Origin of the sequence: Pseudofrankia sp. EUN1h, from assembly GCF_001854645.1 — a bacterium.
Classification (GTDB): Bacteria; Actinomycetota; Actinomycetes; order Frankiales; family Frankiaceae; genus Pseudofrankia; species Pseudofrankia saprophytica.
Genome location: NZ_MBLN01000076.1, coordinates 25,041 through 50,792 on the forward strand (window position 1 = coordinate 25,041; position 25,752 = coordinate 50,792).

The following is a 25,752-nucleotide window of genomic DNA, read 5'->3' on the forward strand; positions in this document are numbered from 1 at the left end:
GCGACACCCCGCGACGCCGATCCCAACCCGCCCCGGCGCTGTTTCCCAGCCTCATCCCACCCCCGCCTTCGAAGATCGCCAGATGTGTATCCGGATCCGAACTCCGGGCCGTGGCCAGTTCGGATCCGGATACAGAACTGGCGATCAAAGTCGTCGAGCGCGGAGGTCTGGCTGGTTGGCAGGGTGCGGAGCCCAGCGGTCGGCGCCCCGTGGACGTCGCCATCTGGAGACCGGCGGTGTTCGATGTGGCGGAGCGCTGTCATCTGCCATCGGTCATCGACCGYAGCGAAACGGCGAAGCGCATGGCGCATGGCGGTGCGGGTCACACCGGCGCGCGTTGAGTTCCGGCCAACGGTCTGGCCGGTGTCGCGCCTCGTCTGCCGCACGGCCCACCCGGAGGATCAGCAGGTGCGCGACTGGTTGACGGCCAAGCCAGGCCACGAGATGCCAAGCCAGGCCACGAGATAGATCGCTGTTTCGGCTCGCGGCGGTGTGATCAGGCTCTGATTGCGACCCCCTGATAGACGCCATCGGCGATCGCCCTCGCGGCGGCGCTGAGATCTTCGCGTTCCGCGGCGCGCGTCAATGCGGGCGGTCGAGGGTGTACCAGGCCTCGTCGGCCCAGTGGTCGCGATGCCAGTACGTCGCACATGACGTGCGTTCGTGATGCCAGTTGGCGCGCAGCAGGAGACGGATGACCGCCTCGTTGCGCGGATCCACGTTGGCGCGCAGGCGCCGCAGGCCGAGGTCGGTGAAGGCGTGCTCGGTGAGCCGCGCGAGCGCCTCGGTGGCGTAGCCCCTGCCCTGGACTGCTGTCGCCAGGGAGATGCCCAGCTCCGCCTCGTCGCCGTCCAGGCGCAGAGCGATCCCGCCGACGAGGCCGCTCGGGTCGCAGATGCCCTGGTTGACCCAGCCTCCACTGTCTGGCCCGCCGTCCGCGCTCAGCAGGGTGGCGAAATGTTCGCTGGTGTAGGGCAACGGCCACCCCTGATAGCGCGCCACGTCGGGATCGTTCCGGTAGGCGAGCACCGCGGCCAGATCACCAGACTCGACAGGCCTCAACACGAGACGCGCGGTCCGCAGCACGGTCATGACGCGATTCTTCCCGCGCTCGTGACCGCGGCGGGCGACAGGGCGCGCAGCAGCCAGCCCGATGATCGGCCGCCAGAGCCCCGCTGACAGTCGCCCGCACCCGGGCAGCCCACCTGCGCCTCAGCCGACTGCCCAGTCGTCGACGACATCTGACGCCGCGGACCAGCGCCTCCGGCCATATCGGCACCATCGCCCGGCGAGCGTGAGGACTATTTCGTCGTGCATGCCCCGCAGCGGAATGGCGAAGTGCAGAGCGAATAGTGACCTTGGTCATGCGCATCCGGCTGCTGGAGCGCGTTCGCTGAGGCGGTCGGCGCTCACTGGACGACGGCGGCACCAACGCTACTGCCTCATGAGCCGTGAACATCGGTGCGAGCCGCTCACCATCGCGGCGGTTCTCGGAGGTCGACACCGCCGAGCAGAGTTCGCACATCGATGTCGCCCATGGCGGCGCTCCCTTCGCTCCATAATTGCCCGATGGTTCGTCTGCTCAGTGGGTGGACCGGCCCAAGCATCCAAAGACTTCGGTCTCTGTGGCCGCCCGACCGCAGCCTGCCGACGGCGCTGCCTCCGACGATCGGCCTCATCGGCATCATGATCACGGGCCTGATGACGATGGGCGATCCGGGAGGCGGGGGGCCGGCGGCATCCGGGCACGCGTCAGTCAGCCTCCACCTCGACTCACGTGGCGGCGCCGTGCTCGAGGTCTGGCTCGACGACGAGGCCGACTGGCGCCAGACCAGGACGGTCGCCCAGTCGGTTGCCCGGCTGATCCTGACCGAACCGCGAGAGACGCTCCCCAGAGTCGTCGATCCCGATGGCGGCCCGCTGCTCCGAAACGGCGGGTGGTGGGCCGCCGAAACACGACTGGATGACGTCTACCCGCTGACGCCGGAACCGGCCTTCGCCTTCGATCCCACGAAGGTGGTGACAGGCCTGCACGGGCTCGGCTACCACTGGGTGGACCTGGAGATCTCCAGCCCCTGGCCGGCGACGGCGCGGTGGTCACGGCAGCCGGACGACGACGGGGACCACTTCGTCCCCGCCCCCACCTGGTCGTGGTCGGACGTCACAGCCGTCGGCCCGATCCCCACCGGACAGCTCACGATGCATCCAGACAACGCGGCCACCGGCGACCACGCCTCCGCCACCTACCGGGACCCCTCGGTCGGCTCGCCGCCACCGCCGTGGCTCGCGCCGGGAGCGGCGAGCACCGCACTGGTACTCACGGTGCTTGGCGCGGCGTTCTGGCGCCGCCAACCGGTCGTGCCCCTGGTAGCGATCGTGGTCGCGTACATCGGCCTGCTGATCGCCTACTTCACCTACCCACTGCCGTCGGACCGCGCCGACCTCTCGGGACCGCACGCCGAAACCCTGCGGGAGTGGGTCGCGGCGACGCCGGGCCTGGGCGTGACCGCCCTGATCCTGGACCTGCTGATCTTCATACTGCTGGTCGCGGCCTCGGCGAATCGTGGCTACCACCCCGTCCGACGGCCTGTGTTCCAACCACCGCCGCGCTGGCCGCGGCCACCAGACGGCTGGATTCCCTATCCAGGCTGGCGCCCCGATCCCTCCTGGCCGAAGGCGCCCTTCGGCTGGCAGTTCTGGCGCMCCCGCGGACAGCCCCCCGACCCGCCGCGGTCGCCATCAGGCCACGTCCCCTGAGGTGGTCGACGGACGATCGTCCCCTTGGATCTCTTGGGCGTTCGGTGTTCCGGTCACGCGGTGGAGACTTCCGGAACATTGTCCTCGGCCACGGTTCGCAGTAGCCGGGTCCGTGCTGGTTCCGTGGTTCCGGCTGGTCAGGGAATGGTGGTGACCTCGACGCCGGCGGCCAGGAGCTCTCGGACGGGGGCGGCGGTCCTGGGGGCGTCGGTGATCAGCAGGCTGATCTGGTCCGGTGGGCAGACGCGGCCGAAGGTGACGTGACCGAGCTTGTCCGCGGTGGCGACGAGGATCGTGCGCCGGGCGGCGCGGACGGCGGCCCGCTTCACCTGGACGTCGTCGAGGTCGTGGGCGGTGGCGCCGGTGGTGGCGTCGACCCCGCAGCAGGACAGGATGAACGTGTCGTAGCGCAGTTCCTCGAACGTGCGCACGGCCAGCTCGCCGTGGAAGGACAGCTCGCCCCTGCGGACCTGGCCGCCGGGCATGAGCAGCTGGATGCCGTCCTGCGCGGCGAGGCGCCCGGCGGCGTGCAGCGAGAGCGGCGTGACGGTCAGCTGGCGGCCGGCCATGGCCGCGGCGACGGCGACGGCGGTCGTCCCGGTGTCCAGCGCTACCGTCTCGCCATCCCTGAGCAGCTCCACGACGGCCGCGCCGAGCCTGGCCTTGGTCTCGGTGTCCGCGAGGGCGCGCACGGCGTAGGGCGGTTCGACTCCGCTGAGCGGCGCGCTGACCGCGCCGCCGTGCACCCGGCGCAGCGCGCCCTGGGATTCCAGCTGCTCCAGGTCGCGCCGCACGGTCATCTCGGATGCCCCGGTGACCTTGGCCAGCTCGGCGACCGAGGCGCGGTTGCGCTCGCCCAGCACCGTCAGGACCAGCCGGTGCCGCTCGGCAGCGTTCACGGGTCGATTCTGCCCGGACAGGGCTGGCTCCGGGTGGCTCGTGGGGCCCGCCGGGCCCAACCATGGTCGATCATGTCTTCTTGGTGAGCGATCCGTTGACATATAAACATTCTAAATGTTCGTATGGTCACTATGCCCGTGCGATCTCGCCTGTCGACGTCCGGTCCGGTCAGCGCCGTGGCCGTGGTCGCCTCCTGCGTCGGCTTCATGGTGATCGGGGCGCTCCAGGCCCTGTACGGCCCCGCGATCCCCGAGATCCGTGCGAAGTACGGCGTGGCGCCGGGCGCGGCCGGTCTCGGCCTGTCTGCCCACTTCGTCGGTGCTCTGGTCGGCGTCCTGCTGTTCTTCCGCCTACGGGGTCGGATCGGCAACCGGGGTCTGCTTGGCCTCTCCTACAGCCTCATGGCCGCCGGGTCGCTGGCATTCGCCGCCGCGCCGACCTGGCCGATCGCGCTGGCGGCCGCGACCGTCATCGGTCTCGGCTTCGGTGGGATCGACTACGGGCTCAACCAGCTGTTCGCTACCGGCTTCGGACGACGAAGCCCGGCGATGCTCAACCTGCTCAACGCCCATTTCGGCATTGGCGCCATCGCGGGACCGGCGCTGGTCGCCTGGCTCGGTGCCCGGCACTATCCGTGGCTCTTCGCCGCCCTGGCTGTGCTCAGCCTGTTCCTCCTGCCCAGCCTGGGTGGTGTGCGATCCCGCGACCGTGCCGCGCCCACCGCCGCGCCCATCGGCACGCCCGGATCCACCGCGCCCGGATCCGTCGCGTCCGGATCCGTCGCGTCCGCACCCGCCGCCGTGCCGGCCAGGCTGGTGCCCGTCGTCGCCGCGTTCGTCGTCATCTACGTGCTGCATGTGGCGATCGAGACGGGAGTGGGCGGCTGGGAACCCACTCAGCTGCAGGCGGTCGGCTATGGTGCCTCCGCCGCCGCGCTGGCCACCTCGGCGTACTGGTTCGCGATGACCGTGGGCCGTTTCCTGGCCATACCCCTCAGCCTGCGATTCCCGGCGCCCCTGCTCGTGACCGCGAGCTGCCTTGGCATGGCGGCCTGCCTGGTCGCGGCGCCCGTACCCGCGCTCGCTCCTTACGCGTATGTGGGAGTCGGCCTCTTCATCGCACCGATCTTCCCCACCGCCCTGCCCTGGCTCACCCGGGCGGCCCCGACCGTCGCCTCGGCGAGCGCCTTTGTCATCGCCGCCTCCATGATCGGCGGCGTGGCGTTTCCCCCGCTACTCGGCGCGATGATCGACAAGGCCGGCGTCCGGCTCGTACCCGTGCTGCTTCTCGGGTTCGCGCTGGTCTGCGGCGCGCTGAGCGTCTGGCTACGCCGCGCCACCGCGACCCCGACCGCCGGGAGGCGTTCACGGCAGGGCCGGCGCCGGTTTCCCGAGCAGGTAGCCCTGACCGTAGAAGACGCCGGCATCGATCACGGCGTCGCATTCGGCGGAGGTCTCGATGCCCTCGGCGACGACAGTTCCGTCGATCTCCCGGGCCAGCTGGACCAGACCGGTCGCGAGAGCGCGGCGAGCGGGGTCGCGGTTGATGCCGCGAGTGAGGATGTGGTCGAGTTTGATGATGTCCGGCCGCAGCTTGACGAGCTGCTCCAGGCCGGAGTATCCCGTGCCGGTGTCGTCGATCGCGATCTGGATACCCAGGTCGCGGAGATGGTGGATGGCCCGCATGGCCGMCGGCTTGGCGATGCAGTTCTCGTGTTCGGTGATCTCGATGATCAGGCGGTTGCGAACGGGCAGATCATGGACGAACTCGACGATCGCCGTCGCGATCGTGCTGGGTGAGGCGTTGACGGCGAGCCTCGTGCCACGGGTGAGGTGCGGCAGCGCGTCGAGGGCACGCTCAATGGCGATCATCTCCAGCTCGACGCACAGTCCGACCTGGTCGGCGTCGAGAAACCAGTCCTCGGTGTTGTGCACCCGCCCGCCGCATCTGTTGGGGAAACGCGCGAGCGCCTCGACCGCGGTGATGGCGCCCGTGTCGAGCCGGACGATCGGCTGGTACACGATTCTTGGGCCGCCGGCGTCGATGAGATCGCTGATCGCCGACCACACCTGGCTGCGCGCCTCCCACATATGTCGCAGATCGAGCAGGGAGTCACCGAGAAACGCGGCCGTCAGGCGCAGGAACTGGTTGTGGCGTTCCTGTAGCGCCGGTCGAGCCCCCCGGGCCAGGCAGAGCAACAACCCGTATGACTCGTCGGCAGGGTCCGTCAGCCCGGCCATCGCGTAGGCCCCGACCTCAAGAGAGGCCAGGATATTTGCCTTCCCCGTCCCGGGATCCAGAGGAACATTGCAGGACATCGAGGGGAATAAACCCTTTTCGACCTCGTGGCAAAGATCTCTGCAGTGTCGGATGGTGGTGCCGGGCGCCAGGTGAAACCTTCTTCCGTCGCCGGCGATGACCTGGACGACCAGCAGATCGCCGTCCCACATGCCCAGAACGGCGACATCCATGTCCATATGCAGGCGTAGCACGTCGAGCAGGTCGGTCACCTTCCTGTCCGGTGCGATCACCTTTGCGCGCGGGCCGAACGTCGTCGTCACCATCACGTCCTCATCAGGTCTCCAGCCGGGTCTGCCCGAGGGATGGTCGGCCAACCATCCGGGTCCAATGGACAGCGGCCCATACCTCCTCGTCGGCGTGGCGGTGGGGAGAGCCGCGTGGYAGCATCCGGTGCGCCGGCTGGCAGGCCCCAGCCGTCCCATCGAACCGAGGCGGGCTGATTTCCGATGAGCCGCGGGTCAACTGTTCGCTCCGTGACGTACGACCTGCYGAGATCGCTGGGGATGACGACCGTCTTCGGCAATCCAGGGTCGACGGAGGAGCCGTTCCTTCAGGACTTWCCCGCCGATTTCACCTATGTCCTCGGTCTTCAGGAGGCGTCCGTCATCGCCATGGCCGACGCCTTCGCGCAGACCACCCGGCGGCCGGCGTTGGTGAACCTGCATTCCTCGGCGGGTCTCGGAAACGYCCTCGGCAACCTGGTCACGGCCTACCACGGCCACACCCCGCTGGTCGTCACCTCGGGCCAGCAGCACCGTGAGCTGGTGATCGGCGAGCCCTACCTCGGGAACCGCGACGCGACGACCATGCCGAAGCCGTGGGTGAAATGGTCCTACGAACCCGCCCGCGCCGAGGACGTCCCCGAGGCGTTCATGCGTGCCTACGCGATGGCGTGCCAGCCCCCGGCCGGCCCCGTACACCTGTCCATACCGCTCGACGACTGGAACGTCCCCCTGGCTGGCCCGGCCGTCGTGCGCGGCGTGAGCACCGCCGTCGCGCCGGACGCCGAGCGGCTGCGCGACTTCGCCCAGCGCGTGCGCGCGAGCCGGCGTCCCGCGCTGGTGTTCGGTCCCGACGTCGACCGCGCGGGCGGCTGGCACGCCGCCGTCGCGCTCGCCGAGAAGCTCCGGGCGCCGGTGTACGGCGCGCCGCTGCCGGACCGCGTCTCGTTCCCGGAGGACCATCCGCTGTACCAGGGGCCGCTGGGCATGTCCCTGAAGGCGGTCAGTGCCCGGCTGGCCGGGCACGACCTCGTGGTCGTCGTCGGCGCCGAGGTCTTCCGCTACTACCCCTACGTGGCCGGCGACATCCTGCCCGCCGGCACCTCGCTGCTCCAGGTCACCGCCGACCCGGCGGTGGCGGCCTCGGCCCGCGCCGGCGACAGCATCCTCGGCGACCCTCGGACCACCCTCGAGCTCCTCACCGAGCTGGTGGACGAGGGCGTCCGGCGCACGCCCCCCGAGCCGATGCCCCGTCCCAGGACGCTGCCCGCGACGCCGAGCAGGCCGCTGACGGCCGCGGAGGTGCACGCGGCCGTCAGCGAGATCCGCCCGGCGGGCGCCGTCCTCGTCTACGAGTCGACGTCGACGATGGCCCAGCAGGTCGAATGGCTGCCGACCGTCGAGCCCGACTCGTTCTTCGCGACGGCCAGTGGTGGTATCGGGTGGGCGGTGCCGGCGGCGGTCGGCGTGGCGCTCGGTGACCGCGTTCGCGGCGTGCGCCGGCCGGTGATCGGCATGATCGGGGACGGCTCGTTCCAGTACTCCGTGCAGGCCGTCTGGACCGCCGCGCAGCACGCGCTGCCCATCGCCTACGTCGTCCTGCGCAACCGGGAGTACTCGGTGCTCAAGTCCTTCGCCGAGCTGGAGGACACGCCAGGCGTGCCGGGCCTCGACCTGCCGGGGCTGGACATCGCCTCGCTGGCGCGGGGTTTCGGCTGCCGAGGAGTCGACGTCGAGACCACCGGGGAGCTGGAGAAGGAGCTCACCGTGGCGCTGGAGACCAGCACCCCCACCGTGATCGTGGTGGAGACCCGGCCGCAGCACGCCGTGCTCTGAGACCGCGCCGCGCGTCACCGACCCGCCGGTTTTCGCCGCGGTGTCAAGGGGGGCACCCCGAAAGCCGGCGACAGGCTGCCAGGACAAATTCCGTAGAAATTGTTCCGCATGCTTTCTTCTGTCCGGCGGATGACATTCATGATATTGGCCAAGGTGCCGTTTGCTCGTGCATTGTCGACCGTAGATAACGGGGGTTATCGCCAGCCGCGGACGGCTGGACCGACTTTCGGAGGTAGCGGTGCACGGCATCGGAGACGCCCGGCGCATGCGCCGGGCGGTGTGTGGCGGTCTGGCCGCGGCGGCCCTGGCGGTCGTCGCGACGGCGTGTCAGGACGGTGGGCTGACGGCTGCCCCGGCCGCGACGTCGCCGGCGGTGAGCGCGCCGGTGAGCGCGCCGGCGCCGACCACCGCCGCGCCGGCCCGCCAGCTGCGCGCGGGCGACTACGTGCTCACCGCGGGGGCGGAGACCGAGGGCTTCGAAAGCTCGGGTGGCGTCGAGGACGAGGACCCGGGCAACAGCGCGACGCGGGCCGAGATCGCCAGGTGCGTGGGCGTGAACGACTTCAACCCGCCGGCCCCGTCCGACGAGACCAACGGCGACACCTTCGTCAACACCGAGGAATCAGAGTTCCAGGCCTCCAGCCGGGCGAAGATCCTGCCCGCGGAGCAGATTCGGCAGAACGCGGAGATCGTGACCAGCCCGCGCTTCGGCGACTGCTACCGCGGTGGCCTCGAGAAGGCGCTCGCGGGCGCGGACTCGAGCGGGTTCACCTACGAGATCGTCTCTGTCGAGACGCCGGCCCCGCCGCGTGGCGCCACGGCGTTCGTCCGGACCTCGATGGGCGTCACCGACGAGAACGGCACCTACGGCTACGTCGTCGACACGGTCTACTTCTACGTCGGCCAGGTGGCCGTCGAGCTGCAGGTCACCAACGTCCAGGACGTGCCGCCGCCCACCACCGAGCAGGGCCTGATCGACCAGATCGCCGACAAACTCACCGACCAGTAGCCGCCGGCGCTCAGCACACCAGCGCTCAGAACGACGGCTCCGTGGGCTCCGCCCGCCGTCCCGGCTCGACCGGGATGGCGGGCGCCGAGTCGGGCGTGGAGTCGGGCGCCGAGTCGGGCGCGCCCGGCGGCTCGCCGGCGTCGCGCGTTCCAGGGGGCACGTTGGCGAGGTTCTTCGCGACGTTGGGGCTGAGGCCCTCGGGCCAGGAGACGAGCCTCTCCAGGACCCAGTAGACGCCCGAGACGACGATCACCGCCAGGGTCACGTGCAGCAGCAGCGCCATCGCGATGCCGGTGATCGCGGCGACCCGCCAGTAATGCCCCCAGAGGACCGACAGCGCCGCCGGCAGCCCGACCGCGGCCGCCGCGCCGGACAGCAGCTCCACCCACCACGGACGGTCGCCCATCCAGGGCAGCACATTCCACACGTCGAACAGGTCCAGAGTCGCCAGGCTGCCGAGCGCGACGACGGCGGTGACCGTGAGCGTGGCCAGGATCCGCCACCACCAGCGGTGCCGCCGGGCGACCCACAGCGTCCCGAGCTCCGCCCCGGTCCAGATCAGCCAGCGCCGGATGACCGGCGTGCCGAGCTCCCTCATGGCATCCCGGAGGATCCGGTCGGCCTCCTCCCGGGTGACCGGGGGGCCGAGGTGGGTGGGGATGGAGGGCTCGCCGTCGGCGATCACCAGGCCGTCGTGCAACAGGACCGCGGGCAGGTGGGAACCCAGCCCGGGCACGAGCCAGGCGAACACCGAGGGAATCGAGGCCAGGTCGGTCAGGAACGTCTCCGGGTCGGCCGGTACGACGAACGGCTCGTCGTACTTCGGGTCCCAGTAGCCGAACTGGCGGATGATCTGGAACTCGTTCCCGTAACGCCGCAGCACCAGCACCAGCTCGCCGCCGGTCTCCGCGTCGAAGAACCCCACCCGCCCGGCCACCCGACATTCCCCCTGACGAACCAGACGCCGTCTTCCAGACCTCTCGGCGATCATGTCACGCTCCGTCGCGGCGCGCGGTCCGACCTCGGTGCACGGTCTCCGGGTGGCCCAGAGACCGTGCACCGGAGGCGTCCGCTGTGATTCGCTGCTGTGATTCGCTCCCGGGGAGAGTGGTCGCATGGTGCCATCGGAGCCGCTCGGGCGGCCGACCATTCCCGAGCTGCTCGGGCGCGCGGTGCGCGAGTTCGGCGACACGCCGTACGTCATCACGCCGACCGACCGGCTCACCTACGTCGAGGCCGACCGGCGTTCCGCGTCCGCCGCGCGCTGGCTGCTCGGCGCGGGGATCGGCAAGGGCTCCCGGGTCGGGCTGTTCTTCACGAACGACACCGAGTGGGTCACCTGGTGGCTCGCCGTCTCCCGGGTCGGCGCGGTCGCCGTGCCGCTCAGCACGCTGTACACCCCGGCCGAGATCGGCAAGGTGCTGCGCCTCGCCGACGTCGGGCTGCTGGTCGCGCCCACCCAGGTGCTCACCATCGACGTGGCCGAACGGTTCGAGGCGGCGCTTCCCGGCCTGTCCGGCCAGGAGTCCGCGCGCCTCCAGCTGCCCACGGCGCCATACCTGCGCCGCATCGTGCTCACCGCCGCGTCCGACCGGCCGTGGGCGGACGCCTGGGAAGCGGGCTCCTGGGGCGAGGAGGGCCCGGCGCTGGCCAGCCCCGAGATCCTCGCGGCCGTCGAGGACGAGGTCACCCCCGCCGACCTGGCCATCATGATTCACACCTCCGGCTCGACCGCGGACCCGAAGGGCGTGCTGCACACCCACGGCACGGTCGTCCGCCAGACCTCGACGTGGCCGGCCGCGATTCACCACCTGACTGGTGTCGCGGGCGCGCCGAAAGTGCTCTGCGCGATGCCGTTCTTCTGGATCGGTGGCCTGCTCGCCGCGACCGGCGCGCTGCACGAGCCGGCCACCCTGCTGGTGCTCCCACGGCTGGAGGCCGGGGCGGCGCTCGACCTGGCCGAGCGCGAGCGGGCGAACGGAATCGTCGGCTGGCCGGCGTTCACCCAGCAGCTGCGCGAGCATCCGACGTTCCCGGAGCGGGACCTCAGCAGCGCCCCCCTGCTGACCAGCGGCCCGCTGGATCTCGCGATGAACGACGTGCCGGACGGTTTCCCGACCCACCGCAGCCTCACCGAGACCGCCGGCAGCTTCGCCTTCACCGACACCGCGATCGTCGACGACGATGGGAGCCCGACGCCGACCGGCACCATCGGCGAGCTGCTCATTCGCGGCACCGGCGTGATGACCGGCTACAACAAGCGGGAACGCGCCGACGTGTTCGACGCGGACGGCTGGTACCACACCGGCGACAAGGTCTACCGCAAGGACGGCGACCCGCGCCTGTTCTACGTCGGCCGCACCAGCGAGCTCATCAAGGCCGCCGGCGCCAACGTCTCGCCGCTCGAGGTCCAGGCGGTGATCGAGACCTTCGGTGACGTCGCGCAGTGCGTCGTCCTCGGCGTCGATCACCCGGCCCGTGGCGAGGAGGTGTGCGCCGTCGTCGTCCCGGTGTCCGGCGACCTCGACGTCGGGTCGCTCGCGGCCCGCGCCCGTGAGCAGCTCTCCAGCTACAAGGTCCCCACCCGCTGGATCGTCGCGACCAGCGCCGACATCCCCACGCTGCCGTCCGGCAAGCTCAACCGCCTTGGCCTGCGCGCCAAGGTCAGCGACGGCACCCTGAAGTAGCGCCGCCGGCCGCCGCGCTCTCGGGCGACCGCCGACGAGCGCGCGGCAGTCCGCGGGGGCCGGCGCCGCTGGCGATCAGGGGCCGGTGTGCCAGGAGCGGAGCTCGCGCAGGAGCGGGGACTTCTTGTGCTGGTGGTCGCTCATGCGGGTCAGGACGTCGTCGAGGACCGTGACGGCATCGGTGATGTGCGGGCCCTTGTTGAGCATCACGCACTCGGCGCGCCCGGACATCGCCGCATCAGTGATCTCGGCTCTCGTCGGGCGCCCGGTGCGGGCCAGCTGGTCGAGGACCTGCGTCGCCCAGACGACCGGCACGTGGGCCGCCTCGCACAGCCAGAGGATCTCCTCCTGAAGCTCGGCCAGCCGCTCGTAGCCGCACTCCACCGCCAGGTCACCGCGGGCGATCATGACGCCGACGCGGCGCTCGCGCAGCACGGCGAGCAGCAGCTGCGGCAGGTTCGCGAAGGCGCGCAGCGTCTCGATCTTCAGAATGATGCCGATGTCAGCCCGCCCGGCCGCGGCCAACACGGCCCGCAGCCGCGCGACGTCGTCCGGGTCGCGCACGAACGACATCGACACGATGTCGGCGTGCACGGCGACGAACGCCAGGTCCGCCTCGTCCTTCGAGGTCAGCGCCGAGATCGGCAGCTCGGTGTCGGGCAGGTTGATGCCCTTGCCCGCGCGCAGCCGCGCGCCCGCGGGCGGGGCGTCGGTGACCCGCAGTCGCAGGTCGTGGGGCCCGACGTCGGTGACGACCGTGCCGATCTTCCCATCGTCGAACCACACACGGTGACCAGCGCGGATCTGGGTGAACACGTCCGGCAGCGTGCAGCCGATGCGCGCCACGTCACCGGGCGCGGGCGGTTGTGCCGGCGACAGGTCACGAGTCAGGACCAGCTCGTCGCCCACGCCCAGCCGCAGTGCCTGCTCGAGCGCCGGCAGCTCACCGATGCCCGCGGACAGCGTCGGCCGGCCGGACAGCGCCGCGATCGCGGCCCCGGGTACGAGGTCGACCCGCAGCGGAGTGCCGACGCCGAGATAGGTCGTCTGGTCGGTCTCGACCCGGGCGGCGGTGGCCGTCACCTCGGTGACCCGCAGCGAACGATGGGCCCCACGGGTGTCGCGCAGCCGGATCTGGTGGCCCGGGCGCAGCCTCGCCAGGAAGGCACCCGGCACCGGCACCGTGACCGCGCCCGCGGGGACCTCGTCGCGGGACGGCGCGTCGGCCGGCGACGGTGACGACGAGACATCCAGGGCGGGATCATCCGGCGCGCCCGCGCCCGCGCCCGCGCCCGCCGTCGGCGGGGCCGCGTCGACCAGCCAGCATTCCGCGGGCGCCGTGACGCGGCCGTAGGCGTTGCGCGCGGGACGCAGGCGCACGACCCGGGGTCCCGCCGTGAGCGGCCCCGTACGCAGCTTGGGCCCGGCGAGGTCCATCGCCACGAGGCACGGCCGCCCGATCTCGGCCGCCGCCTTCCGCACGTTGGCGATCATCTTCGCCCAGTCACGCGGCTCGTCGTGCGCGCAGTTGATCCGCGCGCAGTCCATGCCCCGCTCGACGAGCGCGCGCACCAGCGGAAAGTCGTCGGCCGCCGACCCCGGCAGGGTGACCATGATCCGGGTCGACCGGCCCGCCGGCGTCGGGCCCAGCAGCGCCTCGGTGCTCGCGATGAGCATCTCGCGGCTTTCGGCGAACGTCGGGACCCCGCCGGTGGCCGGGTCGCCGGTGGCCGGGTTGGCGGGGGAACCATCGGGCACGGCGGGCCCTGGCGCCTCGCCGGCCAGGGCGCGCAGCGCCGTCAGCACCGCCTCGACCGTCGCCAGGACGTTCCCCTCCGACCCGCCCAGCGACGACAGCCCCAGGTCGGTCAGCCGCTCCTGCGGCTCACGCATGTCGTGGCCGCGCAGCTCCAGGTAGTGCAGCAGGTTCTCGGCGTCCCGCCGGTGCGCGGGGTGTACCTGCGCGATCTCGTCGGCGTACCGCCGGGAGCTCGTGACCAGGTCGGTCCGCAGCGACGAGACCAGCGCGGTCAGGCCCGCCAGGTCGCTCACTTCTTGCGCAGGGACGGCGGCCTCAGCAGGTAAAGGACGACCACCACGTACAGCAGCCACATCGCCCATTCGTGGGTCCACGGCATCTCTGCCCCCTCTCGTCCTCAGGAGCGGACGCTTGCCGCCTCGTCACCTCCAGCGTCCCCCGTCGGCGACCGGGGGATGAAAGGCGTGTTACTCCCATGGACCCGTACCAACCGCCCGTGCCGAGGGGCCGGCCGGCAGGTCACCGGCCCCTCGGGTTCACCTGACGCTGGCGCACGGTGGAACCGTGCCGAGCCGCGGGACGGGCGAAAGTGGCGAAGCGCGCCTCCGGAAGCCCACTCCAGGTGTCAGGCCGGGTCCGCCAACCGGGAGCCGGGGACGCGGGCGGTGGGGACGCTGCCCGGCGGCGGGCCGCCGGGTGCGGTTCCCGCGGCGTCCCAGGTCGCGGCCCGTTCCGTCAGCGCCTCCCGGGCGGCCGGGTGGGCGACGTGGCGGATGATGCCGTCAGCCTGCTGCCGGTGGGTCCGGCCCCACAGGCTCGCGGCGCCGTGCTCGCTGACGACGTAGCTGTGCTGGAAGCTGGTGGCCGGCTCGGACAGGTCCGCGACGACGGTCGACGTGGCGGTCTTGGCGTGCCAGCTGGGCAGCGCGATGATCGCGTGGCCACCCCTGGCGTGCAGCGCCCCGGTGACGAAGTCCGGCTGGCCGCCGAAGCCGGAGTAGATCCGCCCGCGCACATAGGAGGCGTTCGCCTGCGCGTGCAGGTCGACCTGCAGCGCGGTGTTGATCGAGGTCATGGCGGGCTGGCGGGCGATCACGGCCGGGTCGTTGACCGTCTCGGTGCGCAGCAGCCGGACCCGGGCGTTCCGGTCGAGCCAGGCGTAGAGCTCGGCGGAGCCGAACACGAAGCTGGTGACGAGTTCGGCCCCGGCGTCCAGCGCGCCGGCCCGGTCGAGGGCGAGCACCCCGTCGGAGAACGTCTCGGTCCAGATCCGCAGGCCCTGGCTGCCGGTCAGCGCGGCGAGCGTCGCGTCGGGCACGGCGCCGATGCCGAGCTGCAGGGTCGCGCCGTCGGGTACCAGCGCCGCCACCCGCTCACCGATCGCCGCCCGCACGCCGTCAGCGTCGGACGCCGCGCTGGACGACACCGCCGCCGGGCTCGCGAGCGGGACGTCCGCCTCGACGGCGAGGTCCACCGCCTCCACGCTCAGTTCGCCGTCGCCGTAGGTGTAAGGCATCCGCGGGTTGACCTGCGCGACGACCAGCCCGCCCGAGGCGCGCGCCGCCTCGACCGCTGCCGGCAGGACGTTGACCTCCGTTCCCAGCGACACCTTGCCGTCGATCGGGGCACTGGTATGCAGCACGACGACGTCCGGGCGGTGCGTGGTCGCCAGCAGCCGGGGGACGAGGCTGAGCCGGCAGGGCACGTACTCCAGCGACGGCTGGCCGCGCATCCCCGGGCCGACGAACGGCGTGACGCAGGTGATGCCCGCTCGCACCGGCAGGTCGCGTTGCGCGTTGATCGCGAACAGCCGGTACGCCTCGACCGCGTCGTTCACCGCCCGCAGCGCGACCACCGGCGTCGCGAAGTTCCCCGACGCCACCACCAGCGGCGCCGTGCCCGCCGCCCCCTCGGACCGTTTCCCCAGGTACCGGGCTACCAGGCCCCCGAACTCCGCCACGCCTACGATGCGCATGCCCCAGATCCTCCCCGGAGCGGGCAGTCGTGGCACGCCGGCCCGGAATACGCCGTTACCTCCACGCTCGGCCCGGACTCCCATCCGCGTCTGACGGCCGCGGCGCGCTCAGACCTGCGCGCCAAGGTCACCGACGGCACCCTCAAATAGCGCCACGGGACGTGGGCCGGCCCATCAGCCGGCGGCGCAAGGCGGGATGCCCTGGATAAAGTTGGTTCATATGGCCGCGTTTCGCACTCATATGCCGCATGGGCCGTGGGCTGTCGTCGCTGGGGCCTCCGAGGGCCTCGGGGCTGCCTGGGTCGAGGCCCTCGCCCGGCGCGGCCTGCACGTCCTGGCCATCGGACGCCGCCCCAAGCCGCTCGAAGAGACGGCACAGCGCCTGRCCGCCAAGCACGAGGTCGAGGTGCGCACGCTGGCCGCCGACCTCGCCGAGCCGGGCTTCGCGGACCGCCTCGCCGCGGCCGGCAGCGGGCTCGAGATCGGCACCGCCGTCTACAACGCGGCCTTCTCCTTCACGGGCCTCCTGCTGGACCATCCGCCGCAGGACGCCCAGCGCCTCGTCGATGTCAACGTTCGCGGCCCGCTGGCCCTCATCCACCAGCTCGTCCCCGCGATGGTCGAGCGCCGCCGCGGCACGGTCATCCTGATGTCCTCGCTGGCCGGCAACCAGGGCGGCCCGGGCCTTGCCGCCTACGCCGCCAGCAAGGCCTTCACCACGTCCCTGGCCGAGAGCCTGCATGCCGAGCTGCGCCCCGTCGGCGTCGATGTCCTCGCCTGTGTGGCCGGCGCCGTGCGCACGCCCGGCTACGCCGCGACCGTGGGGCGCGACGCGCCGGGAACCCTCGACCCCGATCAGGTCGTCGAGGCCGCCCTCGCGGGCCTGGGCCGGATGGCGCTCGTGACCCCGGGCCGCACAAACAAGCTCGCCGCGCTCGTCATGCGCCGTGTGCTGCCGCGCGCCACCGCCACCGCCATCATGGGCCGCGCGACGAAGGGCTTCGACGCATCGTGATCCTTGGGTTCTTTCTGCCGTGGATCCTCTTCGGCGCCATCCTCGCCCTGCACGTCGTCCTCCCCGCCCGCTGGATCGACGGCTACGTGCGCGACGATCGCGGCCAACCGCTGCGCTACCGACTCAACGGCCTCGTGGTCCTCGTGGCCGCGGTCGGGATCGCCGTGCTGCTCGTCGCCGTGAGCGCGGTGCCGGCCGACGAGCTCTGGCGCCACCGCTGGGCCGAGCTCGCAGGCGCCTGCGTCTTCGGCCTGCTGTTCACCGCCGCCCTCGTCCTGCCCGCCGCGGCGACCGGGAAGCCGCCCGTCGCCGATTTCTACCTCGGGCGCCGCGAGAACCCGCGCTGGCGCGGCGGCAGGGTCGACGCGAAGATGTGGCTCTACCTGGTGGGCGCGGTACTGCTCGAGCTCAACGTTCTGTCGTTCGCCGCCCACCAGCGTCTCGCCACCGGCCACCTCAGCGCCGCCATCGCGCTCTCGGCCGGGCTGCTGACCTACTTCGTCGTGGACTACCTCACCTTCGAGAACGTCCACCTCTATACATACGACCTCTTCGCCGAGCGCGTGGGTTTCAAGCTCGGCTGGGGCTGCCTGGTCTTCTACCCGTACTTCTACTGCGTGGGCCTCTGGGCGCGGGCCGACGAGCCCGACCCGCACGCGCCGGCCTGGCTGCTGGTCCTCGCCGGCGTCGTCTTCGCCGCCGGCTGGACGCTCGCGCGCGGGGCGAACATGCAGAAGTTCCTCTTCAAGCGCGATCCCACCGCCCGCGCCTTCGGCCTGCTTGAGCCGCGCGCGGTCAGTGACGGCGAACGCACGCTGCTCTGCGGCGGTTTCTGGGGCGCCGCCCGCCATATCAACTATCTCGGCGAGATCCTCATGGCCACCGGCATCACACTCGCGCTCGGCGCGCCCGGTGATCCCGTTCCCTGGCTGTACCCCCTCTACTACGTCGGCCTGCTCGTGCCGCGCCAGATCGACGACGACCGCCGCTGCGCCGCCAAGTACGGCGCGCTCTGGGACGAGTACCGCTCTCGCGTGCGCTGGCGGATCATCCCCGGCATCTACTGAGCGTCATCGCCGGCCAACCGCACCTCTCGATCTCGTGCGTCGGACCCAGCGCCGTCCCATCCMGTCAGCCGGTGGTGCCGACGGCCGGCGGCGGCACGGCTKCCTGCTCGAGGAGCTGAAGGAGCTCGATCCACCCGGAGAACGGGTGGACGTCCTGGTCGCCGTCGAGCCGGACGTCGCYGTGGGGGCGGCCGTCGGTGGCGCGGTGCAGCGTGACGATGACCCGCATCGTGAKGGTTCCTTCCGCGGGGCGCGGAGTTCGACCTGTGCCGCGAGGTCGACCGAAGGGCCTGACGGTAGCTTCCAGAGGCCGCCGCTGGCACCGGGGATTACACGGGGTTTTCCACGGGGCTGGCCGTGGGCGTACGCGTGGGGCTCATCCGCGTGAGGCTCATCCGACCGGCGGTCGCTGCTGGAGCGCGACGGCAAGTTGCGTGCGGCGCAGACCGAGCTTCGCGTAGACGTTGCCGAGGTGGAACTCGATGGTGCGCACGGACAGCACCATCTGGTCGGCGATCTCGTTGTTCGACAGGCCGTCGGCGGCCAGCCGGGCGACGTTGAGCTCCTGGGCCGTGAGGCCGCCGGTCACGGCGGCGGGCCGGGCCGGCCTGTCGGCGCCGGGCACGTCGCGGCCCGCCAGAAGCGCCTCGCAGCGCCCGAGGTAGGGAGCGGCGCCGAGGCCGGCGAACAGCTCGCGGGCGGCGCGCAGTGCGGTGACGGCCTCGGCTGTCTGGCCCTCGGCGAGTAGGCACGTCCCGTAGTCGTACTGCAGCAGGGCGCATTCGAAGGGCGCCGGTAGGCCGGCGGCGAGCTTTGCGGCCCGCTGGTAGGCGCGGACGGCTCCCGGGCGGTCGCCGTGCGCCCGCAGGATGGCGGCGCGGGCCCGCAGGCCGGCGAGCTGGGCGCGCAGGTGCCCACGAGCGGTGGCGGCCTCCTCCCACGGGACGAGAACCTGGTGAGCCTCGTCGGGGTGGCCGAGGCGGGCGAGCGCCCCGGCGTACAGGGGCCGCCACGGCAGGGCGGTCGGTTCGATCGGATCCTGGCTGCCGGCGGTCAGGCCGGCGAACCAGGCGAGGGCGGCCGCCGTCGCGGCATGGTCGTCGGCGGCATGCGCGACCCAGGCTCGCGCCATCACCAGCAGCTCCGGCGCCGGGTCGACGCTGGCGGCGAAGACGGTCTCCGCCTGTCCCAGGTAGGTGGCGGCCTCGGCGGCCCCGCGCCCCGCGAGCGGTATGACGGTCCAACAGAGCAGCGGGCCGGCGAGCCAGCCCTGCTCGCTGTCGAGGGCGATGGACGCGCCGAGCGCGCCGTGCGCGACCGCGTCGTCCCAGTGGCCCAGGTGGTACTCCGCGACCGCCAGGTCGAACAGCGCGGACAGCCCGATGCCGAGGGTCGGTTGGTCGCGACGCAGCCTGGCCGCGGCCAGCCGCAGCTCCGCCAGCGCGTCGATCGGTCGATCCAGGGTGAGCAGGAGGATGCCGCGCGTCAGGTTGACCGCGCCGGCGGCCGCGCCGTCCGCCTGGTCCGGACCGAGCCGTGCCGCGGCGGCGTCGACCAGGACGCGGGCGGGCTCCACCCGGCCGCAGTGCAGGTTGCCGGCAACCATCAGGTAGCCGAGTACATACGGAGGGTATAGCGCCGCGCCCTCGTCCGCGTTGGCGGCCCGCTCCGCCCAGGTGGCGGCCGCGTCGTAGCTGCCATGCCGGAACAGGGCGATCACCAGGGACTCGGCGACGAGCCGGGCGAGCGGCACCCGCGGCGTCTGCTCGAGCTCGGCCCAGGCCCGCCGCAACGCGGCCGTGCCGCTGGGGGAGTCGCCGTGGACCAGCGCGAGCGCTCCGGACACGAAGTGCCGCCGGGCCGGATCCGCGAGCGGGCCCGCGGCGGCGGCCGCGCGGGTCACCGCCTCGATCTGCCCGCCATAGAGGCCGACCATGACCGCGTTCGTCAGGTACTCGTCCCGGCCGGTCGCGTCGGCGGTCAACCGGGTGGCGGCGAGCCACAGGTCGGCGGCCGCGGCCCACCTGCCCGCCCGTGCCTGGGCGGCGGCCTCGGCGGCGGCGTCGGCCGCCAGATCCTCGTCGGCCAGTGGGGTCGCCTCGATCCGGTGGCGCAGCCGGGCCATCGGGTCCTCGACGGCCAGCGCGGCCTGGCGGTGCAGCGCGCCGCGCCGCGCCGGCCCGAGGTCGTGGTAGATCGCCGCGCGGACCAGCGGGTGCCCGAACGCGACCCGCATGCCCGCGCCGTCGGGAACCTCGGTGAGCAGGCCGGCCACGACCGCCGGCTCCAGAGCCGTCAACGGGTCGTCGACATCGCCCAACCGGGCGGCGTCGGCGAGCGGGCAGGAGCGGCCCAGCACCGCCGCGGCGACGACCAGCCGCTGCGTCTGTGGCGGGCAGCCGGCCAGCCGTCCCAGCACCACCAGGCCGAAGGAGCGCGGCGCGGGTAACCGTTCGCCGTCGCTGGCGAGGACCTCCGCCGGCAGCTCCTCGATCAACGCCCTGGCATGTAGCGGGTTGCCTCCGGTGAGGTCGTGCACCCGCTTGGCGAGCCTGGCGGAGATCGGGCCTACCCCTACCGCCGGGGCCAGCGCGCGGATCGCCTCGACCGGCAGTCCCGCCAGGCGCAGCCGCCGGCCGGCCTCGGCCGACAGCCTGCGCAGGCTGTCCGACGGCACCGCCGCCGCGCCTGTCGCGACCGTGCACAGGCACAGCACCGGGTCCGCGCGCAGCCGCCGCAGCGCGAAGGCCAGCACCTGCTGCGACGGGATGTCCGCCCACGGGACGTCGTCGACCACGACGACGGTGAGCCGTCCGGCCGCGCCCCACCGGCCGACCAGCGACACCAGCGCGCCGCCGACCCGCATGGGGTCGGCCGTGTCGGTGCCCGCGCGGGCCACCTGGTCCAGCGGCGGCGGTGCCTCGTCCGCGAGACCCGCGGCGAGCTGCGCCACCACTCCCAGCGGCACCGACCGCTCGGCCTCGTCGCCGCTGGCGTACAGCACCCGCGGGCCGGTGTCCCAGCCGTCGCCCAGCCCGTCGAGGAAGCGGCGGACCAGCGTGGTCTTGCCGGCGCCGGGCTCACCCTCCACCATGACCACCCGCAGCCTGCCGGATCGCGCCCGCTCCAGCTCGTCCGCGAGAACAGCCAGTTCCGCCGCACGCCCCACGAAATCGTCCACCCGAGCGCCGCCCGCCTTCTCACGCCACGCGAACCACCGGCCGACGGTGGCCACGACCGGGGGCGAGGAAATCCCCAGGTGTGCATTACCCAGGCAGGCCGCGTCCCCGTGGAAATACCGGTCCGTGAAAACCCGTGGTCGACATCGTCTTCAGCGTGCTCACTTGTTCTTACCATCTTGACCTGCCGGGCCGGGCTCGTCCGAGCATGCGGTCCTTCCCTTCTCACCAGAGGTCGCCGAACCTCGCCAGATCTGGGGGGCGTATGACGGGGCGTGCCGCGTCGACGGTCGAGACGGCCCGGCCGGGGCCTCGTCGGGCGCGCCGGCCGGGGCGCTGCCGCGCCCGCCGGCCGGGGCTGGGCCGGGTGTCGATCGGCGGAGCGACGTGACCATCGACCGGACGCTGCTCGCGGCGATGCTGTCGGGCTACGACCTGGGCCGCGAACTGGGCTCCGGCGCCTTCGGACTGGTGATGGCGGGCCGGCACCGCCGCCTGGACCGGGAGGTAGCGATCAAGGTGCTGCGCCTGTCCTCCGACGGGGCGCGGACCTCGTTCGACACGGAGGCGCGGACACTGGCCAGCCTCGACCACCCGCACATCGTCCAGATCTTCGACTACGTCGAGCAGGACGACATGTACGCCCTCGTCATGGAAATGATGGCCGGTGGGCCGCTGTCGCGTCGACGTTCGGACCTGTCGGGACCGGCTGCCTGCGCCGTCGGGGTATCCGTCGCCCAAGCGCTGTCCTATGCCCACAGCCGCGGAATACTGCACCGGGACATCAAGGCGTCCAACCTCCTCACCGACCCGAACAACCGGGTGAAGGTCGCCGACTTCGGCATCGCGAAGCTGCTCACGACGACGGGCGTGAGCAGGGGCACCTTCGTCGGCACGCCCGGTTACATGGCACCCGAGCAGATCACCGGTGGGCGCCAGCTGCCCGCGACCGACCTGTACGCGCTGGCCGTCACGCTGTACGAGCTGCTCGCCGGGTACCCGCCGTTCGACTCCGACGGCTCGGACCTGCTCAGAGACCATCTGAGAGGCACACCGGCGGCGCCGGCCGGTGTGCCCGGGCCGGTCGCTGCTGTGATCATGCGGGCGCTGGCGAAGACCCCGGCGGAGCGCCAGCCGTCCGCGCAGGCCTTCGCGGCGGACCTCGTCGTCGCCGCCACCCGGGCCTACGGGCAGCACTGGCTCGCCAGGTCCGGGATCGTCGTCCGCCTGGACGACCCCGTCCGCGTCGCCGCCCGCGTGGCCCTGCGTGACACGACCTCCGCGGCCGCCGGGCGGAATGCCGCCTCGCGGGTCGCCAGCTCGCTGGGTGCCGCCGTTCCCCGCGTGACCGAAGCAGGCGGCGCCGGCACGACGGAACCAGGCGGCGCCGGCCTGATGGAACGAGGGACGGAACGAGCCGGCGCGGCGTCCGCGGCGATGGCCGCCGACCGGTTCCGGCCTGCGCGCCTTGTTGGCGCCGTGCCCGCACCGCGCGAGCGGATCTCGTGGGGTGACACCAGCGGCGCCCCGGCGGGTCCGGGGCGTGGCGACGGCCGCCCGCCGCCCGCCAGCGGGTCGGTGCCGGGACCGTACCGGCCGTACCGACCGCTCCGGCCTCGCCGGCCGCTGTCCCTGATGCTGGTCGCGGCGCTGCTGGCCGTCGCGATCGGCGGCGCCATGCTGGTACCGCGCCTCTTGGGGTACACCGAGAAGCCCCCGTCCGACTCGACCTCGACCGTGAGTCCAACGGGCGCCACCAGCCCGACGTTCTCGCCGACACCCACTGGAACCCCGCCGTCGCCGTCGCCGACCGCCACGCCGACGCCGACGCCTACCGTCACGAGATCGTCGCCCGGCCCGACGGCGAGCCAGCCGCGCCCGGTCGTCGCGCCGACCGACGTCGCGGCGACGGCCCAGGACGAGAACAGCATCAAGATCACCTGGACGGACCGCTCGGGCACCGAGTCCGGGTTCACCATCGACGGCGGCTCCGGCCGGCAGAAGAACGTCCCGGCGCACACCGGGACCGGTTCCGTGGTCTATGTCTGGTCCGGGCTGGCGGCCGGCGACACGCTTTGCGTCCGGGTGCGTGCCCGTGACTCGACCGGCGCGTCCGCGTACAGCCCGCCCGAACGGTCCGTCTGCGCGACGACGCCCGCCGCGCCGTCCCCGCCCAGCAACGTCACGGCCGTCGCGTTGAGCACGATCGCCATCATCGTCAGCTGGCAGGACGACTCCGACGACGAGACCGGGTTCACGGTCGACGACGGCACCACGACGCACGACGTCGCGGCGGACAGGACCGCCTTCGTCCTGGCCGACCTCGACCGGGGCGCCCGGTATTGCTTCCGGGTCCGGGCCTTCAACAAGGCCGGCGTCTCCACCTACAGCCCCGCCGACGCCCCGGTCTGCGCGACCACGGTCCAGGACGGGACCTGATCACACCGCGGGCGACGAGCCGCCGTCATCCGAGGCTTCGGTTGGTCCGAGGTCAGGGCGTCACGGTGTTGGTGTCCGTGGGGACACTGCCGCCGTAACCGATCACCTCGGCGCTCTGGCCGGCGGGATTGCGCGCCGCGACTGTGATCTTGAAATATGGGTCGCGGCCGGCTGAGTTGGTCCGCCGATAGTTGGAGCCCGTCACCGTGTAAGTGTTCACGGAGATGGTGTTGTTCGCTGACATGTAGACCCGGACGATGTAGTCGACCACCACACCCGCGCCCCCGGTCTCCGCCGGAGACGCCCAGGTCACCAAGTTGTCCCCCGTAGGATCGCTCCCCGATGGCGACACCTTCGTCACGGTGACATCGCGAGGCACGGAGGGCTGCACGCAGCCAAGAGCGGTGGACGTCGCGGCTGGGGAAGTGCCGGCGGCGTTGCTGGCACTGGCTCTGACGGTCGTCCGGGCGCAGCCGTCGACCTGGATGGTGACGGTGCCGGGGGACGACAGCGACTTGGTGCCGCCCGGGTCGGCGGTGACGACGTAGGTCGACGGCGTGCCCCCGTCGGAGGGCGCCGTGATCGTCACCTGTACTCCGCCTGACACCGATACGACCCGCATTCCCGGCGTGCCGGGTACGTGCAGGGCCGGCGAGTCGCCTTCGTGTCCGCCGCCCGTGTTCCCGCCGCCGCCCGGCTGGACGCCGCCCGCCTGGCCTGAGCCGTTCGACTGGCCCGAATCGGCTGACTGGCCCGGACCGGCGGACTGGCCCGCGCCGCCGTTTGAGGGCGAGGCACCGCCTTGGCCCGAGGTGGTTCCGCCGGCCGGGCGGCTCTGGCCCGAGCGCACCGGGCCCCGCCCCGCGGCGCCGATCGCGTTCGCACCGCCCGGCGACGGAACGTCGCCGCCTCCGGTCGTCTCTCCGTCGTCCCTGACGTTCCGGCCCTTGCCCGGCGGCGCTTCCACGGTCGCGCCGCCGGTGAGGCCCTGCCCGTCGGACGTCAGGTAGGTGCCACGATCGGAGGCACGCAGGGCAAGCGGGACGGTGACGCCGGCCAGCGCCACCATCGCGACGAGCGCGACGATCGCCGGCGCGAGGCGCTTCGACCGGTCCGCCCTCCTGGCGGCTCCCAGGCCTGGCAGGATCCGCGACCCACGCCGTCCCGGGAGGGACGGTGACCTTCCGCCGCCGGGCGGCGCGACGACCGGTTCCAGCCCCGACAGTTCGCCGGCCGGATCGTCGCCTGACGCCACGGCGCCGGACCTGCCAGAAGCGCCGGATGACGTGGACCCGGCGAACAACGTCGGGTGATCCGACACGTCCGTACCCGTGCCTGTGCCGGCCGGAACCACCTGCCGCGCGGTCCGCGGCCCAGTCGCGGACTTCGTCAGCCGGATGCCCCCAGGCGCCGCCGCGGGTGAGCTGGCGTCGACGCCCGCCGCGTCGACGCCCGCCGCGCCGGCGCGCCAGCCGCCGAGGGCGCGAACGATGGCCGGGTACTGGTCGGCCATGGGTTCCGCGTCGCCGAGCAGGCGCAGCAGCAGGCCGGTCGCGGTGGGGCGCTCGTCGGGGTTCTTGTGGAACGCCTCCCGCACCAGCTCGACGATCCCATCGGGCACACCGGTCAGGTCCGGTTCGTCATGGATGACCCGGTAGAGCAACGCGAGCGGCTCGGCCTCGCCGAACGGGGGCCGTCCGGTGGCGGCATAGAGCATGACGCCGGCCCAACGCGAAGATGTCGGCGGCCGCTCCCACGTTGCCGCCGCGAATCTGCTCGGGGGCCATGTAGGCGGGTGTGCCGATCCGGGTGACGTCCTGGCTGACCATCGTCGTCGCGCCCAGCGCCGAGGCGATGCCGAAGTCGATGACGCGCGGCCCCGACGCCCCGAGCAGCACGTTCGACGGCTTGAGGTCGCGGTGCGCGATACCGACGGCGTGAATCGCGGTCAAGGCCGAGGCCATGCCGACGCCAAGGCGTTCCAGGTCGCCCTCGGCCAGCGGGCCGCCCGCGGCGACGGCCTCGCCCAGGGTCGGCCCGGGGATGAACTCGGTGACGAGATAGGGGAGCTCCGCGTCCGGGTCGGCGTCGACCACCTCGGCGGTGCAGAACTTCGCCACCCTCCGGACGTGCGTCGTCTCGCGGCCGAACCGGGCTCGGAACTCCGGCACCCGTGCGTAGTCGGAACGGATTACCTTCACCGCGACCCGGCGTCCCTCGGGCGACTCCGCCAGGAATACCGAGCCCATCCCGCCCTCGCCGAGCAGCCGCAGAACGCGGTATCTGCCGATCAGTCGCGGATCCCCGCCGCGCAGCGGAAACCCCGGCTCGGCGGCGGCCCCCGCCTGGATGGATCCCGCGTCCGCGGCGGCGTCCGTGCCCGTCGCGGATTTGGGCTGGACCTCGTTCATCGTGCCCCCCGTGTAACCAGAACGCCGGTTCCACGCGACGCCTCCCGCGCGCTACCCACCGGCACTGGCAAATTATGTGTGCGGACGAAGAATGCGGCGTCCGGAAAACACGACCCCCGTCGCCCCCGTTTCCAGCCAGGTGGTGCCCGCGCCCCGACGCGTCCGGATCTCAGGATGCGGCATGGAACGGCGCACG

Annotated in this window: 17 protein-coding genes and 1 pseudogene; 8 read left to right on the forward strand and 10 right to left on the reverse strand. The window is 72.4% G+C overall.

The window, feature by feature from the left end; translation table 11 throughout:
* Positions 1–582 precede the first annotated feature (582 nt).
* On the reverse strand, positions 583–1,092 hold the full coding sequence (locus BCD49_RS30180) for a GNAT family N-acetyltransferase (RefSeq protein ID WP_007515770.1): 510 nt from the start codon (positions 1,090–1,092) through the stop codon (positions 583–585).
* 696 nt (positions 1,093–1,788) lie between these two features.
* On the opposite strand from BCD49_RS30180, the gene BCD49_RS44370 reads away from it, so the two are divergent.
* On the forward strand, positions 1,789–2,757 hold the full coding sequence (locus BCD49_RS44370) for a hypothetical protein (RefSeq protein ID WP_198939472.1): 969 nt from the start codon (positions 1,789–1,791) through the stop codon (positions 2,755–2,757).
* Positions 2,758–2,894: 137 nt separating this feature from the next.
* Here the strand turns inward: BCD49_RS44370 and BCD49_RS30190 are convergent, their stop codons facing one another.
* The gene (locus tag BCD49_RS30190) at positions 2,895–3,656 is read right to left on the reverse strand and encodes a DeoR/GlpR family DNA-binding transcription regulator (RefSeq protein WP_007515772.1); all 762 of its coding nucleotides are present in this window, start codon (positions 3,654–3,656) and stop codon (positions 2,895–2,897) included.
* Positions 3,657–3,863: 207 nt separating this feature from the next.
* Here BCD49_RS30190 and BCD49_RS45355 point away from each other — a divergent pair.
* A pseudogene (locus BCD49_RS45355) lies at positions 3,864–4,973 on the forward strand (MFS transporter); the annotation flags it as partial.
* A gap of 48 nt (positions 4,974–5,021) precedes the next feature.
* On the opposite strand, the gene BCD49_RS45360 reads toward BCD49_RS45355, so the two are convergent.
* A complete protein-coding gene (locus BCD49_RS45360) occupies positions 5,022–5,975 on the reverse strand; it encodes an EAL domain-containing protein (RefSeq protein WP_335341725.1) in 954 nt (317 codons plus the stop codon).
* Between the two features lie 429 nt (positions 5,976–6,404).
* Here BCD49_RS45360 and mdlC point away from each other — a divergent pair, with 429 nt between their 5' ends.
* Positions 6,405–8,015, forward strand: coding sequence for a benzoylformate decarboxylase (gene mdlC, locus BCD49_RS30205; RefSeq protein ID WP_071042175.1), 1,611 nt, complete (start codon positions 6,405–6,407; stop codon positions 8,013–8,015).
* A gap of 238 nt (positions 8,016–8,253) precedes the next feature.
* Positions 8,254–9,024, forward strand: a complete 771-nt coding sequence (locus tag BCD49_RS30210) for a hypothetical protein (protein ID WP_007515778.1) — start codon at positions 8,254–8,256, stop codon at positions 9,022–9,024.
* A gap of 25 nt (positions 9,025–9,049) precedes the next feature.
* Here the strand turns inward: BCD49_RS30210 and BCD49_RS30215 are convergent, their stop codons facing one another.
* Positions 9,050–9,961, reverse strand: a complete 912-nt coding sequence (locus tag BCD49_RS30215; RefSeq protein ID WP_007515779.1) for a DUF1353 domain-containing protein — start codon at positions 9,959–9,961, stop codon at positions 9,050–9,052.
* A gap of 178 nt (positions 9,962–10,139) precedes the next feature.
* On the opposite strand from BCD49_RS30215, the gene BCD49_RS30220 reads away from it, so the two are divergent.
* Positions 10,140–11,711: a class I adenylate-forming enzyme family protein gene (locus BCD49_RS30220; RefSeq protein WP_007515780.1), complete on the forward strand. Its 1,572-nt coding sequence runs from the start codon at positions 10,140–10,142 to the stop codon at positions 11,709–11,711.
* Positions 11,712–11,786: 75 nt separating this feature from the next.
* Here BCD49_RS30220 and BCD49_RS30225 read toward each other — a convergent pair whose 3' ends face one another.
* Positions 11,787–13,763, reverse strand: a complete 1,977-nt coding sequence (locus BCD49_RS30225) for a pyruvate kinase (RefSeq protein WP_007515781.1) — start codon at positions 13,761–13,763, stop codon at positions 11,787–11,789.
* Between the two features lie 332 nt (positions 13,764–14,095).
* A complete protein-coding gene (locus tag BCD49_RS30230) occupies positions 14,096–15,445 on the reverse strand; it encodes an acetyl-CoA hydrolase/transferase family protein (RefSeq protein WP_007515782.1) in 1,350 nt (449 codons plus the stop codon).
* A 220-nt stretch (positions 15,446–15,665) separates the two neighbouring features.
* On the opposite strand from BCD49_RS30230, the gene BCD49_RS30235 reads away from it, so the two are divergent.
* Both BCD49_RS30235 and BCD49_RS30240 read left to right on the forward strand, forming a co-directional pair.
* Complete coding sequence (locus BCD49_RS30235; RefSeq protein WP_071042176.1) at positions 15,666–16,460, forward strand: SDR family NAD(P)-dependent oxidoreductase; 795 nt, start codon at positions 15,666–15,668, stop codon at positions 16,458–16,460.
* The gene (locus BCD49_RS30240) at positions 16,457–17,527 is read left to right on the forward strand and encodes an ergosterol biosynthesis protein (protein WP_007515784.1); all 1,071 of its coding nucleotides are present in this window, start codon (positions 16,457–16,459) and stop codon (positions 17,525–17,527) included. Before BCD49_RS30235 ends, BCD49_RS30240 begins: the two co-directional genes overlap by 4 nt.
* A 64-nt stretch (positions 17,528–17,591) precedes the next feature.
* Here the strand turns inward: BCD49_RS30240 and BCD49_RS43765 are convergent, their stop codons facing one another.
* Together BCD49_RS43765 and BCD49_RS30245 are read right to left on the reverse strand one after the other, a co-directional pair.
* Positions 17,592–17,756: a hypothetical protein gene (locus BCD49_RS43765; RefSeq protein ID WP_158072975.1), complete on the reverse strand. Its 165-nt coding sequence runs from the start codon at positions 17,754–17,756 to the stop codon at positions 17,592–17,594.
* Positions 17,757–17,918: 162 nt separating this feature from the next.
* Positions 17,919–20,708, reverse strand: a complete 2,790-nt coding sequence (locus tag BCD49_RS30245) for a helix-turn-helix transcriptional regulator (RefSeq protein ID WP_071042177.1) — start codon at positions 20,706–20,708, stop codon at positions 17,919–17,921.
* A 385-nt stretch (positions 20,709–21,093) separates the two neighbouring features.
* Here BCD49_RS30245 and BCD49_RS30250 point away from each other — a divergent pair, with 385 nt between their 5' ends.
* Positions 21,094–23,145 carry a protein kinase domain-containing protein gene (locus BCD49_RS30250; RefSeq protein WP_007515787.1) on the forward strand — a complete coding sequence of 684 codons (2,052 nt, stop codon included), beginning with the start codon at positions 21,094–21,096 and terminating at the stop codon, positions 23,143–23,145.
* A gap of 52 nt (positions 23,146–23,197) precedes the next feature.
* On the opposite strand, the gene BCD49_RS44375 is transcribed toward BCD49_RS30250, so the two are convergent.
* Both BCD49_RS44375 and BCD49_RS45365 read right to left on the reverse strand, forming a co-directional pair.
* The gene (locus tag BCD49_RS44375; RefSeq protein ID WP_027141134.1) at positions 23,198–24,862 is read right to left on the reverse strand and encodes a fibronectin type III domain-containing protein; all 1,665 of its coding nucleotides are present in this window, start codon (positions 24,860–24,862) and stop codon (positions 23,198–23,200) included.
* The gene (locus BCD49_RS45365; RefSeq protein ID WP_007515790.1) at positions 24,786–25,556 is read right to left on the reverse strand and encodes a serine/threonine-protein kinase; all 771 of its coding nucleotides are present in this window, start codon (positions 25,554–25,556) and stop codon (positions 24,786–24,788) included. The genes BCD49_RS44375 and BCD49_RS45365 overlap by 77 nt, the downstream gene beginning before the upstream one ends.
* Positions 25,557–25,752 lie beyond the last annotated feature (196 nt).